General features: G+C 61.0%; 12 protein-coding genes. 5 read left to right on the forward strand and 7 right to left on the reverse strand.

The features are described from left to right. The first annotated feature begins 16 nt into the window (after window positions 1-16). From P3T20_RS21430 to P3T20_RS21450, 5 genes are all read left to right on the forward strand, one after another. Entirely contained in the window at window positions 17-1,432 is a 1,416-nt protein-coding gene (locus tag P3T20_RS21430; RefSeq protein ID WP_429287739.1) for a DUF1254 domain-containing protein, read from the forward strand. A gap of 27 nt (window positions 1,433-1,459) precedes the next feature. Next, window positions 1,460-2,935: a DUF1254 domain-containing protein gene (locus P3T20_RS21435; protein ID WP_429287740.1), complete on the forward strand. Its 1,476-nt coding sequence runs from the start codon at window positions 1,460-1,462 to the stop codon at window positions 2,933-2,935. Between the two features lie 107 nt (window positions 2,936-3,042). Continuing rightward, the gene (locus tag P3T20_RS21440; RefSeq protein WP_429287741.1) at window positions 3,043-4,020 is read left to right on the forward strand and encodes a SphA family protein; all 978 of its coding nucleotides are present in this window, start codon (window positions 3,043-3,045) and stop codon (window positions 4,018-4,020) included. A 265-nt stretch (window positions 4,021-4,285) separates the two neighbouring features. Then, complete coding sequence (locus P3T20_RS21445; RefSeq protein ID WP_429287742.1) at window positions 4,286-5,968, forward strand: hypothetical protein; 1,683 nt, start codon at window positions 4,286-4,288, stop codon at window positions 5,966-5,968. 43 nt (window positions 5,969-6,011) lie between these two features. Then, window positions 6,012-6,572, forward strand: a complete 561-nt coding sequence (locus P3T20_RS21450; RefSeq protein ID WP_429287743.1) for a dTDP-4-dehydrorhamnose 3,5-epimerase family protein — start codon at window positions 6,012-6,014, stop codon at window positions 6,570-6,572. A gap of 18 nt (window positions 6,573-6,590) precedes the next feature. Here the strand turns inward: P3T20_RS21450 and P3T20_RS21455 are convergent, their stop codons facing one another. The 7 genes from P3T20_RS21455 to fliD form a co-directional block, all read right to left on the reverse strand. Next, window positions 6,591-7,814: a class I SAM-dependent methyltransferase gene (locus P3T20_RS21455; protein WP_429287744.1), complete on the reverse strand. Its 1,224-nt coding sequence runs from the start codon at window positions 7,812-7,814 to the stop codon at window positions 6,591-6,593. Window positions 7,815-7,831: 17 nt separating this feature from the next. After that, the gene (gene rfbG, locus P3T20_RS21460; RefSeq protein WP_429287745.1) at window positions 7,832-8,974 is read right to left on the reverse strand and encodes a CDP-glucose 4,6-dehydratase; all 1,143 of its coding nucleotides are present in this window, start codon (window positions 8,972-8,974) and stop codon (window positions 7,832-7,834) included. Further along, a complete protein-coding gene (gene rfbF, locus P3T20_RS21465) occupies window positions 8,959-9,735 on the reverse strand; it encodes a glucose-1-phosphate cytidylyltransferase (protein ID WP_429287746.1) in 777 nt (258 codons plus the stop codon). Before rfbF ends, rfbG begins: the two co-directional genes overlap by 16 nt. Beyond that, the gene (locus P3T20_RS21470; RefSeq protein WP_429287747.1) at window positions 9,732-10,622 is read right to left on the reverse strand and encodes an NAD-dependent epimerase/dehydratase family protein; all 891 of its coding nucleotides are present in this window, start codon (window positions 10,620-10,622) and stop codon (window positions 9,732-9,734) included. Before P3T20_RS21470 ends, rfbF begins: the two co-directional genes overlap by 4 nt. Before the next feature lie 6 nt (window positions 10,623-10,628). Next, window positions 10,629-13,502 (reverse strand): tetratricopeptide repeat protein, encoded by a 2,874-nt coding sequence (locus tag P3T20_RS21475; protein ID WP_429287748.1) that lies wholly within the window; start codon window positions 13,500-13,502, stop codon window positions 10,629-10,631. Window positions 13,503-13,758: 256 nt separating this feature from the next. Beyond that, window positions 13,759-14,085: a flagellar protein FliT gene (gene fliT, locus P3T20_RS21480; protein ID WP_254368724.1), complete on the reverse strand. Its 327-nt coding sequence runs from the start codon at window positions 14,083-14,085 to the stop codon at window positions 13,759-13,761. Window positions 14,086-14,097: 12 nt separating this feature from the next. Then, window positions 14,098-15,624 (reverse strand): flagellar filament capping protein FliD, encoded by a 1,527-nt coding sequence (fliD, locus tag P3T20_RS21485; protein WP_429287749.1) that lies wholly within the window; start codon window positions 15,622-15,624, stop codon window positions 14,098-14,100. Between the last annotated feature and the right edge of the window lie 170 nt (window positions 15,625-15,794).

The raw sequence follows: 15,794 nt of genomic DNA on the forward strand, positions 1-15,794 counted from the left end.
TGGGAGATGCCTATCCATGAAAATATCCAGGCTCCTGCGCCTTGGCGCGATATCGGCAGGGATGACGCTCATGACGCTGTCGCACCAGTACGCCGGTGCTCAGGCGAGTACCGCTGCAGCGACGATAACCGCATCACCCGAGGAGGCGCGCGGCATCGCCAAAGATGCGTACATCTACGCCTACCCGATGCTGTTCAACTACAAGACGCTGTACGAGCAGGTACTCGATCCCGGCTCGAAGTCTTACGTAGGCGGCTTCGGTAAATTCCGCAACTATTCCCATCCGTACGGTCCCGAGAACAAGGAGATCGTCACGCCGAACAACGACACGCCGTACTCGTGGGCGTGGCTCGATCTGCGTCGCGAGCCCTGGGTGCTGACGGTGCCGGCGGTGAAGGACGACCGCTACTACGTGTTCCAGTGGATCGACCTGTTCACGTATAACTTCGCCTATGTCGGCTCGCGGGCTACGGGCAACGGCGCGGGTCATTACCTGTTTGCAGGCCCCGACTGGCACGGCGATACCCCGAAGGGCATCGACAAGGTGTTCCGCTCGGAGACAGACATCATCCTCACCTTGGGCCGCACTGCCTTGAATGGCCCAGCCGATGTGAAGAATGTCCAGGCGATCCAGAAGCAATACCAGCTCACGCCGCTTTCCGCGTTCGAACATACGAGCGCACCGCCACCCGCGCCGAAGGTCACGTTCCCGAAGTGGGATGAGGCGAAAGCGACCTCGATCGATTTCATCTCGTACCTGAATTTCATGCTGCAGTTCACGCAGCCGACGGCGCCATCTGAAGTGGATCTGATGCAGCGCTTCGCGAAGATCGGCATCGCACCGGGAGAGCCGTTCGATCCCGCCGCGCTGCCTCCGGCGACGCGCGAGGCCATCGAACAGGGCGTCGCCGACGGCAAAGCGGCGCTGGCCGACGCCGAGAAACACACGACCAGCTCTTACGATCTCTTCGGCAGCCGGCAGGATCTGAACGGCGATTACATGAAACGCGCGGTCGCCGCGGGGATGGGCATTTACGGCAACACGAAAGAAGAAGCGGTCTACGTCGGCACGCGTGTTAATGCCGATCACGAGCAATTGCTGGGCTCGCAACCTTACCTTATCCACTTCGACAAGAAAGACCTGCCGCCGGCGAAGTTCTTCTGGTCGATGACGATGTACGACCTGCCGGGGCGCCATCTGGTGGCGAACCCGATCAACCGCTATTCGATCGGCGACCGTACCAAGGGCATCAGATACAACCCCGACGGCTCGCTCGATATCTACGTCCAGCACACCACGCCCGGTGCTGATAAGGAGTCCAACTGGTTGCCCGCTCCCGAGGGTGCCTACAACGTGATTGCGCGCATCTATGGACCGGACGCGTCGGTATTCGACGGTACCTGGAAATTCCCCGCACCGCAAAAGCGATGAACTCAAATGGACGAGTCGGAGCCCGACATGAATAAGAAAGCTGCAACGTGGGTCACCGCGGCGGTGCTGGCGTCGCTCGCCAGCCCGATCCTGGCGCGAGCGCCGAGCGGTTCGCAGGCGCAGGCTGCAACCGCGCTCTCGGTTCCGGGCCCGGTTCCAGGCTATGCCATCTCGGAGGCCTACGCCCGGCTGGTGGCGCGCCAGACCTATTTCTGGGCGTGGCCGATGGTCAACGTCTACAACCGTCTGCTGGCCATGCAGAAGGTGCCGCAGTCGGGCCTGAATGGCGGCATCGTGCCGGTTGCGCCGCCTAACCACCTGTCGATGCTGCACGACTATATCGAGCCGCAGGAGCGCTTCGTCGCGTGTCCGAATCAGGATGTGGTGTACGGCTCGGCCATCTTCGATCTGAACCAGACGCCCGTGGTGGTGCAGGTGCCGGATTTCGGCGAGCGCTTCTGGGTATATCAGGCCGTTGACTTGCGTACCGATGGCTTTGCCAGTCTCGGCAAGCTGTACGGTACGAAGCCAGGCTTCTATCTGTTCGTCGGACCTGACTGGCATGGACAGGTGCCCAAGGGCATCCGCCAGGTGTTCCGCTCCGGCACGGCAGTGGGCAGCTTCATTCCGCGCGTATTCATGGACGACACACCGGAAGACCGGGTGGCCGTTCAGGCGGTCATCAGCAAGGTGGGTCTGTACCCGCTGAGCGAGTACGACGGCAAGATGAAGGTGACCGACTGGTCGAAGCTGCCGAGCTTCGGCTCGGGTGACGCGAGTGCCGAAGAGATCAAATGGGTCGACCCTGCAAAGTTCTGGGACGAACTGCCGACGGTGCTCGAGCAGACCCCGCCGCAACCTGGCGAGGAGGCGTTGTACGCCCAGGCGAAAGCGCTGCTGGCTGCCGCGCAGAAAGATCCTGCCATCAAGTCCGCGATCGTGGATGAGGCTGCGCAGACGGACGCCAGGCTGGTCGCGCCGCTCTTCAACTTCAACACGTTCGGCAAGCCTTTGCCTGCGCACTGGAACACCATCAGCAACGGCGCGGAATTCGGTACGGACTATTTCACGCGCACGGCGGTGGCGAAGTCGAACATTTTCGTCAACAAGCCCAACGAGACGAAATACTTCTATGCCGACTCCGACGCATCCGGCGCGCGCCTCAACGGCGCGCAGCGCTATACGGTCACTTTCCCGAAGGGGCAACTGCCGCCGGTCAAGGGCTTCTGGTCCTTGACGCTGTACAACGCGCATCACTTCTTCTCGCCGAACGATCAGAAGCGCTATTCACTGGGCACCAAGAACAAGAACCTGCAGTACAACGACGACGGCTCGCTGACGATCTACGTGCAGAGTTCGACGCCGGGCGCCGGCAAGGAAGGCAACTGGCTGCCAGCGCCGGCCAACGAAGATTTTTCGCTTTACGTGCGGGCCTATTGGCCGGAACCGGCGGCGCTGGATGGCACGTGGACGCCACCCGGCGTTGTGCACGAAGCACAGTAGTAGATCGGGTTTAAGTTGGAAATGACATAAGGGATACGAAGTAAACAATAACGATGCGGGCAACTGTCCTGACCACGGGAGGTCAGGCGAAATTTGTGAGGATCGCCATGAATAAGCGTCGTCTCGTGTTTCGCGGTGGTTATCTTGCCGCGCGGTTTTCTGCTGGCGCGTTTGCTGTTGCCGCCGCCGGCCTGGCGTTTTCACCGCGGGCGCTGGCGACTGAAGGCGGTGTCGGACGCCCCATCACCGGCATGCAGATCGCGCCGTATGCCGGTATCGTGCCGCCCACGGACGACTGGATCATCTCGGTCACCTCGATCTACTACGAGGGCTCGCTTGGCGCGAGCAAGACGTTGCCGATCGCCGGGAAGGTCACGGCCGGCCTCGACTACCACATCTCGTACAACATCGTGAACGCGATCAAGACCTGGGGGATCACCGCAGGGGGGTGGAATTTTGCGTCGTCGTTTGGCGTGCCGCTGCAGTACACCGATGTTTCTTCCTTTCACGGCCGCTTGCCCGATGACCACGCCACGCAGTTTGCCGATATCTTCTTTACTCCGGTGGTGGCTGGTTATCACCTGACCAAGACCGACCACATCGCACTGAGTGTGCAGATCTATGCGCCCACCGGGGCGTACAACACCAGCCGGCTCGCCAACGCCGGGCAGAATACTTGGACGTTCACGCCGACCTTCGCGTACACCAAGTTGCTGCCGAAAGAGAACATCGAACTGTCGTTGAATTACGGGGTCGAGTTCTACACCGTCAATGACCAGACGCAATATCACAACGCGCCGATCAGCGTGCTCGATCTGCTGGCGCTCAAGCGCTTCGGTTCGGGCTGGGGTGTCGGCGTGGTGGGTGGCTATATCCAGCAGTTCGGTCACGACAGCGGCGGGATCGCGGACTTCGTGGGCGGGGCCGAAGGGCATTCGGTGGGCATCGGGCCGATGGTCACGTGGAACGGCAAGATCAGCAAAACCCCGGTCGGCGCGACGCTGCGCTGGGTGAATGAATTCAATGTGAGCAACCGGCCGAAGGGGAATTCCGTGGAATTGTCGGTGAACGCGACGTTCCAGTAGGGGGGGCTGCGGGCCGGTACGCCACATCCAGACTGGGCACGACTGGGCCTCGAATTACGATGATTTGCGCCCGTCAGCAAGGCGTATCGGAGAGCACCCCCATTCTCGTCTCATCGCCCAAATTGGACCCAAATCTGCCGTCAGTTTGACGACTGGCAGCGCCTGGGTCTCGGCCATACTACGGAGAATGCAGATTGGTATGGGCTGGCGACGCGTGGGCGGAAGCTCCAGTTAGCGGTCGCTGATTGAGTTGCGGGGAGCAACAATGACGACGAACGGTCAGGTGGAGATGAACGCGAATATTTTTCAGGTCTTCCATGACGAGTCTGAGCGTCAACGGCTGGATCATGGTTTCAGCGAACTGGACAATAGCGCGAGTCTCAAGCCGGAATGGCGCGAGTACTCGGCCATCCGCGATTTCTTCCTGAACCGCTCCGTGGATGAGAACGAACTCTATGGTTTCCTTTCACCGGACTTCGCCGATAAAACCGGACTTACCGCACAGGGCGTGCGTGAATTTATCAGCAGCAATCCTGATGGTGAGGTGTACACCTTTTCGCCGTCCCTTCAGGACAGCGCGTGCTATCTGAATGTGTTCGAGCAGGGTAATCGTCTTTACCCGGGTCTCGTCGAGGCGGCCGAAATCTATCTGCAGGCCGTGGGCCTTGACGTTGATCTGCGAACGCTGTCGATGGATTCCCGCTCCACGGTGCATTTCAATTATTTCGTCGCCAGGCCGTCCTTTTGGCGGACATGGTTTGCGCTCACGGAAAAGCTCTACGACCTTTTCGAAGGCGACGACGCCACGTTCCGCGCGCAATTCCGTGCGCGTGTGCCGAATCGCCCGCAGGTTGCGATGCAGGTGCTGCTCCTCGAGCGGATCGCGTCTCTTGTGCTGACCTTGTGTCCAGACATCAAGGTTTGCGCCTACGACGCGAATCTGATGCCCTCGTCGAATCCCGCCTATCGGACCTATGACGATCAACTGGTGTTTCTCAACGATCTGAAGGTGCAGTATCAGTCGGCACCGGAGAAAAGTCGGCTGGACAGTTTCTACGCACTTCGAGGGGCTGTCCTGCAGGTGTGCGAGGGCAAACGGCTGGCACGGGCGAAGGACGGGTTTCTGGAAACCCCGCTGCGGGCTTCGCACGATATGCTGTATGTCTGCTTCACTCACGTGGCGAAGCCGGTTGAGTACCCCTCGTATGTTTCGACGTTTTCTCTGGGCGGAGCTCAGGGGCCAGGTAAAACCAATCTGCGCGATCTCGCGCCCGAGTGGGAACCGTATCACCCGCAACTAGGCGGGGTCGCGGGCAGCTTCGCACTGAAAAACTATATCGTCGAAAATCAGATTCAGGCGCGGCATGTCGGCATTTGCCAGTACCGGAAATTTGTCACTGCGACGCGGATCGACGCGACACCTGGCAAGGCTATTCAGGTGGGCGATAGCTGGGACTGTCACGCGCTTGACGATGTGCCTCTTGCCGAACTCATGGCGCCCGGCGAGCGCGACTTCCTCCTTGTGAGGCCGGCGTTGCTCGAAGGCGGATGCCTGAACCAGTACAACAAGTTTCACCTCGTGCAGGACTTCCTGCGTTTTGCGGCAGAGGCGGTAGAACTCGGCGTGCTGCAGCCGGTCGATGTGCCGAAGTTCGTTAATGGCGAGGTGTTCATCGTAGGCGGCATCGAGCTGGGCGTTTTTCCCATGGATTTCTGGGTACGCACCATGACGTCGATCGAATCGGTCGTGCGGGCATGCTTCGCACGCTTTCCTGGAAAGCGGCCGGGTTACCAGGCGCGCGCCTGGGCGTTTTGCGCAGAACGGCTAGGTAGCTATCTTCTGTTGAAGCATCTCACCGCGACCTACGACGCAAAGGTCTGGGAGCAGAAGTTCATTGGCCAGCTCAACCTGGTGACTGGCGATCGCCGCACCATGCACGTGGCTTGAAACAGATAGAACGAACCCCCGGCCACTCTTTCAGACCATACGTATGGCAGATAACCCGTTAAGCGCACTGTCCATAACGGGCGCATTTGTAGCCCAAAGCACCCCAAGGGGCGACGCCCGCGGCAGCTTCATGCGGCTATTCTGTGCGAACGATTTCGCAGAGGCTCACGGTGCGCGGCAGATCGTACAGATCAACTGGTCGCACACGGCCCTGGCCGGCACGGTGAGGGGATTGCATTTTCAGCCCGGTGCCGATGCGGATGCGAAGTGGGTTCGGTGCGTAGAAGGCCGCGTGTGGGACGTGATCGTCGATCTCCGCCCCGACAGCGCCACGTTTATGCAATGGGAAGCCGTGGAATTGTCCCCGGAGAATTGCCGGGCCGTGTTCATTCCGGAAGGATGCGCACATGGCTTTCAGAGCCTCGAGCCCGACAGCCGCCTGCTTTATCTGCATACCGCCTTTTACAAGCCGGCGGCCGAGCGAGGCGTTGCCTTCAATGATCCGCAACTCGCCATCACGTGGCCACGCGAGGTGACGCTGTTGTCGGATCGGGATCACGTGCTGCCAACGGTGCAGACGTTATTCGGTCAGGCGGCGGGCTAAGCCGCCGCACCGTTCGCGTCACAGATACCTGACGCGAGGCAACGCTACCGCGAATCGCACCTCTGAACCGAGCACCGGCTTCTGTTGTGCGACGACCTCATCCGAGATATTCCACGGCAGGATCAATACCACTTCCGGTTTCGCACTGGCGAGTTCTGCCGGCGAGATGATCGGGATGTGGCTGCCGGGCATGAATTTGCCCTGCTTGGACGGCGCCGCATCGCACACATAGGGCAGCAGATCCGGTTTTACGCCGGCATAGTTGAGGAACGTGTTGCCCTTCGCTGCCGCTCCATATGCACCAACCTTGGTGCCTGCGTCCTTGCAGTCGAGCAGAAAGCGCAGCAGACCGTTCTTGGCTTCGTCGACGCGTTGCTGGAAATCCCGATAGGTGTCGAGCCGCGTGATGCCGTGCTCATGTTCGAGCGCGCGAATGCGTTCGACGGAAACGTCATCCACGCGTGGATCGTCGGCATGACAACCGAATACGCGCAGACTTCCGCCGTGCGTTTTCAACTGATCGGCGCGGCAGACGCGCAAGCCCGCCGCGTGGAAAATATGTTCGACAGCCTGCAGCGAAAAATACGAGAAGTGCTCGTGATAAACGGTATCGAACTGCACTTCGTCGATCAGGTTGACGAGATGCGGAAACTCCAGCGTGATGGTGCCACCGGGTTTCAGAACAGTCTTCAGACCCTTGGTGAAGTCGTTGACATCCGGCACATGGGCGAACACGTTGTTGCCAACGATCAGATCCGCCAGTTGACCACGTTCGACCAACGTGCGCGCCAGTTGCTCACCAAAGAATTCGCGTAGCACCGGAACGCCGAGTTCCTCCGCGCGTGCCGCTGTACTCGCGGTCGGTTCGATGCCCAGACAAGGGATCTGCGCTGCGACGAAATTGCGCAACAGGTAGCCGTCGTTCGACGCCACCTCGATCACAAACGAGTCGCGGCCGAGCGACAGCTCTTCGGTGATCGACGCAGCGTAGTGCCGCGCATGCGCCAGCCAGCTTTCCGATACCGAAGAGAAGTACGCATAGTCCGCATCGAACAGCGCCTCGCGCGCGGCGTAATCTTCCGTCTGCACGAGCCAGCAGGCATCGCAGACAAAAAGCTTGAGCGGATAGTAGCGTTCCGGCCGCGTCAGATCGGCCTCGGTCAGATAGGCATTCGAAGGCGGTGCGAAGCCGAGATCGAGAAATGGGAACGTAAGGGGTTGACCACAGTGGCGGCAGTTCAAGACTTCAATCCTCGCAATTACCCGGCAGCGAACGTGGCCCCATGGGCCGTCATCCTGCCGATCCTGGCTTCGTATTGCCCGATCTGTTCGAGCGTGATGTGTCGCACGCTTTCGCCGCGTTGCCGCGCGCGGTGCCACTGCGCAATCCAGACGAGCGCTTCTTCCAGTTTGAGCAGCGACTCCCAACCGAGCTCGCCGCGCGCCTTGCTGGCGTCAAGCAGCAGGAGGCCGGCTTCGTGCGGAGCGTCGGCCTCTTGCTGTACGACGAAACTCGCGCCTTCGCCGAGCGCGGAGGTCAATGCCTCGGCGATCTCGTCGACGGCTCGCATATCGTCGGGACGCGGCCCGAAATTCCACGCGCCCGAGTAGTGCTCAGGCTGAGCATGCAGACGTTCGGCAAGCGCCAGATATCCTGCAAGCGGTTCAAGCACGTGCTGCCACGGCCTCACTGCGTGAGGGCGGCGCACGATGGCCGGTTCGCCACGGTCGAACGCGCGCAGCAGATCCGGCACCAGCCGGTCGACTGCCCAATCGCCGCCGCCAATGACATTGCCGGCCCGCGCACTAGCGATTCCAGCGCGCGTTGCAGTGCCGTCATTGTGGCCGTGGCCATGTGCGAAAAACGATTGCCGGAACGCCGCTGTCACGAGTTCCGAGCAGGCCTTGCTGTTGCTATACGGATCGCGGCCGCCGAGCGTGTCGCTTTCAATATACGCGCGGCGCGTCTCGAGATTCTCGTAGCATTTGTCCGTTGTGACGTTGACCACGGCGCGCACGCTCTCGACATGACGCGCGGCATCGAGCACGTGGACGGTGCCCATCACATTCGTCGAATAGGTTTCGACCGGGTCCGCATACGATTGCCGGACCAGCGACTGCGCGGCGAGGTGGAAGACGACCTCAGGGCGTGCATGCTGCATCGCGTTGCGCAGCGCAGCCGCATCGCGCACGTCACCAACGATGTGTTCGATTTCACGCGCGACTTCAGCCTCTTCGAACAGGGACGGCTGCGTCGGCGCATCGAGCGAGAACCCGGTCACGTGCGCGCCAAGCCGCTGCAGCCAGAGGCACAGCCAGCTTCCCTTGAATCCGGTATGGCCGGTCACGAAGACCCTGCGTCCGGACCAGAAACTCGGCGTCATCATCACCAGGTCTTCCATGGCGCCTTGCCGGTCGCCCAGATCGCGTCGAGTTGCATCTTGTCGCGCAGCGTATCCATCGGTTGCCAGAAGCCGTCGTGCCGATACGTCTGCAGTTCGCCCGCTGAGGCGAGTTGTTGCATCGGCTTGTCTTCCCAGGGCATCGAGTCGCCTTCGATGAAGTCGAGTACGCGCGGCGAAACCACGAAGTAGCCGCCGTTGATCCACGAAGAGCCATCCTGCGGCTTTTCCGCGAAGCCGACTACGGCGTTTTCGTCTTCTGCGAACTGCAGGACACCATAACGTCCCGGCGGTTGCACGCCGGTCACGGTCGCGAGACGGCCGTGGCGCTTGTGGAACTGCACCAGTTCGGTGATGTTGACGTCGCCTACACCGTCGCCGTATGTAAAGCAGAACGCCTGCTCGTCTCGCAGCAGGTGCGATGCGCGTTTCAGACGGCCGCCTGTCATCGAGTGTTCGCCGGTGTCGAGCAGCGTGACGCGCCATGGTTCGGCGTAGCGCTGGTGTACCTCCATGCTGTTGTTCGCGAGGTCGAAGGTGACGTCGGACGAATGCAGGAAGTAGTTGGCGAAATACTCCTTGATGACATAGCCCTTGTAGCCGCAGCAGATGATGAAGTCCGTCATGCCATGTGAGGCGTAGATCTTCATGATGTGCCAGAGAATCGGCCGGTCGCCGACGGTTACCATCGGCTTGGGCCGGGACTGCGTCTCTTCGGACAGTCGCGAGCCGAGCCCGCCAGCGAGAATCACGACTTTCATGTTGGTTCGCTTGATGAGAATGACGATTGAGCCGTACCTGAGTCCTTCAGTGCGCGCTCGAGTTTGTCTCGCGCGCCCCAGAAAGCCATGGGCTCGTAGTCAGGGTAAGGATAGTGGCCGAGTTCGAGCGCAATCTTCGCTTGGCGCTCCTGCAGGAATTGCTCGACGAGGCTGCGCACCGAACGCGGTGTACCGGAACAGACGTTGACGATTCCGACGTTCTGCTGCCTGAGCGCCAGTGCGACCAGTTTTGCCGCGACCTCATTCACGGGAAGGTAGTCGCGCAACTGTTCGCCACCCGACATCCGGAAGCTTGCTTCACCTTGCGCAACGGCTTTCTCGAGTTGCGGAAGCAGGGATGTAGCGGCTTGCCCTTCGCCATGCATGAAGAACAGACGGGCCCACGTTAGCGCGAAGCTGGACTCGCCATTGCGCTGCAGATATTCGAGCTGCCGACGCAGCGCATCTTTGGCGAATCCATACGGCGTGATGGGCGATGTCGGGTCCGTCTCGCTGAGTGCGCCGCTGCGCAATCCATATTCGAGGCACGTGCCGGCAACCAGCAACGACTTCAGGCCGGCCGCGCTCAGTTGCCGAAGGAATGCATAGTGCGCCGGGAGCTCCACTTCGAAATGACGCAGCGCGCGATAGTTCGGCAGACCGCCCCACGCGAGGTGAATCAATACGTCAGGCTTCCCAAGCAATCCAAATGCATTGGGCGGCGCCGACGCGACGTCGAGTGTCACCCATCTGACGTTGCGGATCTGTGGCGTATCCGGGCGCTCGCCTCGAACTGTCGCGACGACTTCGATGTCATGCGCGGCGAGTGCGGTGAGTACGTGTCGGCCGACAAATCCTGTGGCGCCGGTGATTGCGACTTTGATCATCGTGCGTCAGACGTTGGACACGTCGAAGGATTCCGCGGGCAGGCCGGCGCACCACCGCCGCCACATCACACGCAGTGCCCGTGTGGCACTTTCGGCGATGATCTGCGGCTGGAACATCGGCGATTGCTGGCAGCGCGCACGCAGGCCCGAACGCAGCACGGCGAGTGCCGCGACATCCGAGGCCAGCGCGACACCGCGGCGTACATAGTCCTGCTTGTCGGTCGAGATGAAGTTTTCGAGTCCGACGTGAGACATTGCCGTCAGTCCGCTGCGACCGGGTACCGTCTGGCCGGGCAATGTGAGTGTCGGTACACCCATCCATAGCGAGTGAAGGACGGTGGTGAGGCCAGAGTACGGGAAGCTGTCGAGACAGATATCCACATGATGATGCTGCTGAAGATAGACCGGCACACTTGCACGCGCCTGGTACTCGACGCGCTCAGCCGCAATGCCGTCCTCAGCGAACCATTCGGTGAACTTGCCGCGGCTGCCGTCGCCCGGCATACCGCCGATCATCATCCGGGAGTTGGGTACGGCGTGAAGCAATTCGGACCACAGGGAGATCACCTCGCGGCGAATCTTGTCCACACGGTTGAAGCTGCCGAACGTGACATACCCTTTGTACATCGCCGGCAGCAGGTTGGGCGGCGGGCTCATCTGGTCCGCCAGAAACGGCGCGACCGCGGGAAGATACACGATCTTCTCGGTGAACTGGTTTCTGAACTGCTCGGAGGGTACCCAGAACCGGTCGGCGAGGAAGTAATCCACCGCGCTCAGGCCCGTTGTGCCCGGATAGCCGATCCAGCAGACCTGAACGGGCGCTGGCTTGCGTGCGAGCGTGAGCAGCTTGTTATTCGCCGTGTGTCCGGACAGATCGATAAGGATATCGATCTGATCCCCGCGAATCAGATCCGTCACGTAATCGTCTTTCTGACCGAAGAGGTCGTACCAGGTGCCAAAGAGTGTGCAAATCCGTTCCGTGACATGGTCGCGTCGCGGCGTATTCGAGTACGCGTACAGCGAGAGACTCGGGTCTTTGGAAAGGTGTATCAGTAGCGGCTCGATAAAATTGGCGACCGCGTGGTGACAGAAGTCACCGGAGATAAAGCCGACCCGAAGTTGCCGGTCGGGGTCTTTCGAATTGTCGTGCTGTGGCCAATGAGGCTTGAGCGGCCGCTCGAAGTGGTCGCCGAAGCGGATGTGTTCGGCAAATACTTCGGCAGGCGTGACATCTTCCCGCGCGGTGTAACAGAACGCCAGATTGTTGTACGAAAGATCGTGATCCGGATCGAGCTTGATGGCACGGCGGAAACAGTCGCTCGCTTCGACGAGTCGACCGAGCTTGATATAGAGCACGCCGAGCGTGCAATGGGCAAGAGCGGATTTCGGCGCTACCTGCATCGCCTTGAGACAGACCTCTTCCGCTTCCAGCACGCGCGAGAGAGACATCAGCACGATGCTCAGCACGCGAAGCCCTTCCAGATGATTCGGGTCCAGCTTCAACAGGCTTCTCAACGCTGCTTCAGCTTCGACGTGCTTACCTCTTGACTCATGGATTGCGGCCGACGCTTGCAGAAGATCGATGTCGTCCGGCCACAGCTTGAGAGCCGTAGGCATGTATTCCATCGTTTCGTTGTACTTGCCGAGGCTGTACAGGATCAGGGTCAGCAGCTTCCAGCCGAATCCGTGGCTGGGATAGCGTTTGATGAGTCCTCGCGCGGCGATGAGCGCTTCGTCGGTGCGTCCGGTGTTGTAGAGCGCGGCATAGCCCTCGAGTTCTTTTCTGTCTGGCACAGCCTCGGGCGCTGAGGACGAGGCGGCTTCGGGCGTGGCTCCGGATTCCGGCGCGGCATCAGCATCTGCAGCCGGAGCCGTGTTCGCATTCGCGGAGGGCTGCGTCGACCGGATCTTGTAGGAACCCGTCGTCGACATCGCCGTCATGATCGCAATCAGCTGATCCACTGCAGGGCCGCTCAGCCCGCGCTGCTGCCCCATCTGCAGCGCCATCCAGGCCGCCTTCATCTGCCCGGCCTGCACCAGGGCGTCGACGTAATTGGCCCAATACTGCATCTTGTTCGGGTCGCTTCCCAACGCCCGCTCGAGGTAAGGCACAGCAGCCTCGGCTTGCCCCAGCCGGATGGCGATGACGCCCAGCTTGTGATTGGCATCCGGATGATCGGGGTAGACGGCGAGTACTTCCTGCAAGGATTTGCCGGCATTGACGAAGTCCCGCTTTGCGTCGAGCGCCAGGCCTTCCTCCATCGCGGCGGCCGCCCGATGGTAGCGTTTGAGTTCGTCGTCGTACGGCAGGAGGGAAGTCGCTCTGGTAAGCGGCAACAGTGCTCCGGCGAGGTCGCCTCGTCGCAGGTGCGCATAAGCGAGCGTTTTCCAGCCGTAGCCGTGCTCGGGCAGCAACTGCACCATCTGTTGCGCGAGTTGCTCGACGCTGTCGTTGAGCCCCTTGGCGGAAAGCGTTTCGAGCGTCGCAATGAATTCGTTTGCGACCGCATCCATCGGTTCAGCGGCCGGTTCACCGCCAGACTGCTCCGGGGCGGCGGCAATGGCGTCGAATACCAGACCATGCTCCCGCGCCGATTCAAGCACCTGAGCTGCCCGCTCGCGTTGTCCTGCGAGAACCAGCGCATCGGCATAGGCGGCCCAGTAGTCGCGCCGTTCAGGGCACAGGGCAACTGCGGTTTCGAGGAAACGCAGGCCCTCCGCGGGCCGCTTCAGCTGGACGACGAGAATCCCGAGGTTATGGTTCACCTCCGGATGGTTCGGCTGGGTCTTGAGGATGGCGCGATAGAGCTGTTCCGCTTCCGGGAACTGCTCTGCTCGATGGTGGACCACCGCTATCTGCAAGTCGACATCGGTACTCATTGTTTCCCTTTCTGGCGCGCCCGAACAGTCGTACGGCGATCTTGATGTAGAGAGTCTAGAGATCTTCGGTTTCTGCGATCCGGCGAGTAAAGGGCAGATTTGCCCGCTTTTCGCGCCTGGTCCCGCCTGTTTCAGCCGTGCTGACGGAGGACGAAAAAAAGCCCGCGCGAAGCGGGCTTGAGGCGAACGAGCACGCCTGAACGACAGCGTGTTGTTGTTATTCTGTGATGGAAAACCCTAAGGAACAGCGGCTGTTCTATCTCCGCAGCAGCGCCATCCGTTGATACTGGCTCGCCGAACGGCTGCGCTGTATCGCCGCGTGATATTCCGTTTCCATTTCGTCTCGCGATGACCTGGCGTCTTGCATCAGTGCGTTGTCGAGAGACTGGATCCGGCGGATCAGTTCGAGCGAAGCCGTGGTCTGCTGTGCGCGGATCGACATCAACAACGGCGAGCGCACGTCGGCCAGACGCGATGCTTCCTGCCAGTCGGCGAGGCTCGCTGCATGGCCGATAGCGAGAGTCAGTTCGTAGACCCGCTCGACGAGCTGGGTCTGGTCCATATCGTTGCGTTCTGCCGTCATTTAAGGGCTCCTTTACTCCGAGCTTGCGGTCGCCATGGCGCCCGCGCTGTTAGCACCGCCGAACAACTGGGTCAGGTATTCCGAATCCGAGTTGGTCGTCGCCATCAGGTTGTTCAGCGCGGTGAACTCGTTGTTGTACTGCGAGGTCAATTGCGCCGTGTAAGCCGCCAACGCCGTCTGCTGGGTCTGAACGCTCGTCATGTCGTCGCTGAGCTCGGTCGAACGGTCGGCAATGACGCCATTCGTCCCCGTGAACGCGTTGATGCTGGTGTTCAACTGCTCGGCGATGCCGTTCGTCCCGTTGAAAACCGACGCAACCTGCGCGGGATCGTTGGTGACCGCGTTGGTGAGCGTGGTCGTGTCGATCGTCAACTGGCCGTCCGATTGCAGCGAAATGCCGAGTGCGCCGAGCGTCGAGCCCCCGGTGGTGCCGCTCACGATATTGCCCAGCGTGGTCTGGATCGTGGTGAGCATCGAGTCGCCCACCAGTGCCCCGTTCGCGCTCGATCCAGCCGACGAGAACGACGACAGCGACGACATGGCGCTTACGACGTTGTTGTACTCCGTGACGAAGTTCTCGATATCGCTTATCTGGGTCGACGTGTCCGTTGCGACGGTGATTGTTTGCGTCGAGTTAGCCGACTCGGCTGCGGCGGCCGTCAGATTGATCGTCACACCGGACAGGGCCGACGTGATCGAATTGCTGGCGCTAGTGGCAGCAGTCCCGTTGATCGTGAACTCGGCGTCTGCTGCGGATGTATTCTGGGTCCATGCAATGCTGCCCGCGGAGGTGACCGATGACTGGCCGCCCGTGCCACCCGAGTCATTGCCCGCGGTCGACGTGACGCCGAGGCTCGATATCCCATTGTCGCCGGACACGTTGCTGACGCTGACGTTGATGACGTTCGATGCGCCCGTCGCCGTCGAACTGAGCACCAGGTGGGAACCATTCGAGCCGGTGACGACGGAGGCCGAGACGGCGACGCCCGAGGTCGAGGCCTGACTGTTGATGGCGGCAGCGATGCCGCTCAACGAATCGTCCGACGAGGTGATATTGACGTTCATCGACTTGCCGCCGATCGACACGGCCAGCGTCCCGGTGCCCATGGCCGCTGCCTGGTCGGTGCTGAAGGCGCCTGACGACATGCTCTGCGAGGCTGCGACCTGCGACACGATCATTGTGTATGTGCCGGCCGCGGCGCCGGTGCCGGCAGTTGCCGTGATGCCCGTGCCGCTCGCGGTCGCGGTAAAGCTCGACTGCAGCGAGCCGTTGAAGAGCGGCGCGAGACCGATCTGCAGTTCCGACAACACGGCCGAGAGCGATCCGATCGCGGACAGCTGAGCTGTGTCGTTTGCCGATTCGGTCTCCAGCGCTGCTGTCTGACCCGCAACCTTCGCGTTGACGAGTGTCGACACGAGTGAGTTGACATCCAGCGAGGAATTGCCCGTCGAACCGGAAATGAGCGACTGTCCCGCTTCTGCCAGGGCCGCGGAGGCGGCGGCGGATGCGCTAGACGTCGCGCTCGAAATAGTTGACATGAATAAACTCCGTACGTGGCGTGGACCACGCGACTGGTGTCGTGTCTAAGGTGCCGGGTCCGTATGCGAGGCGGGAGGACGAGCCTCCCGTTTCAAATGCTTTCGCGGATGAGCCGGTTGGTGTAACGACCGGCTCACCCGCGTCTACTGCTCACGCTATTGCTAACTTA

The sequence above is a fragment of the Paraburkholderia sp. GAS206C genome (genome assembly GCF_050435645.1).
GTDB lineage: Bacteria > Pseudomonadota > Gammaproteobacteria > Burkholderiales > Burkholderiaceae > Paraburkholderia > Paraburkholderia phenazinium_B.

What these genes read in the sequence shown, in the direction of transcription:
- P3T20_RS21445 (WP_429287742.1), top strand. Translation starts at nt 4,286, where the DNA reads ATGACGACGAACGGTCAGGTGGAGATGAACGCGAATATTTTTCAGGTC.
- fliD (WP_429287749.1), bottom strand. Translation starts at nt 15,624, where the DNA reads ATGTCAACTATTTCGAGCGCGACGTCTAGCGCATCCGCCGCCGCCTCC.
- P3T20_RS21435 (WP_429287740.1), top strand. Translation starts at nt 1,460, where the DNA reads ATGAATAAGAAAGCTGCAACGTGGGTCACCGCGGCGGTGCTGGCGTCG.
- fliT (WP_254368724.1), bottom strand. Translation starts at nt 14,085, where the DNA reads ATGACGGCAGAACGCAACGATATGGACCAGACCCAGCTCGTCGAGCGG.
- P3T20_RS21450 (WP_429287743.1), top strand. Translation starts at nt 6,012, where the DNA reads ATGGCAGATAACCCGTTAAGCGCACTGTCCATAACGGGCGCATTTGTA.
- P3T20_RS21430 (WP_429287739.1), top strand. Translation starts at nt 17, where the DNA reads ATGAAAATATCCAGGCTCCTGCGCCTTGGCGCGATATCGGCAGGGATG.
- P3T20_RS21475 (WP_429287748.1), bottom strand. Translation starts at nt 13,502, where the DNA reads ATGAGTACCGATGTCGACTTGCAGATAGCGGTGGTCCACCATCGAGCA.
- rfbF (WP_429287746.1), bottom strand. Translation starts at nt 9,735, where the DNA reads ATGAAAGTCGTGATTCTCGCTGGCGGGCTCGGCTCGCGACTGTCCGAA.
- P3T20_RS21470 (WP_429287747.1), bottom strand. Translation starts at nt 10,622, where the DNA reads ATGATCAAAGTCGCAATCACCGGCGCCACAGGATTTGTCGGCCGACAC.
- rfbG (WP_429287745.1), bottom strand. Translation starts at nt 8,974, where the DNA reads ATGGAAGACCTGGTGATGATGACGCCGAGTTTCTGGTCCGGACGCAGG.
- P3T20_RS21440 (WP_429287741.1), top strand. Translation starts at nt 3,043, where the DNA reads ATGAATAAGCGTCGTCTCGTGTTTCGCGGTGGTTATCTTGCCGCGCGG.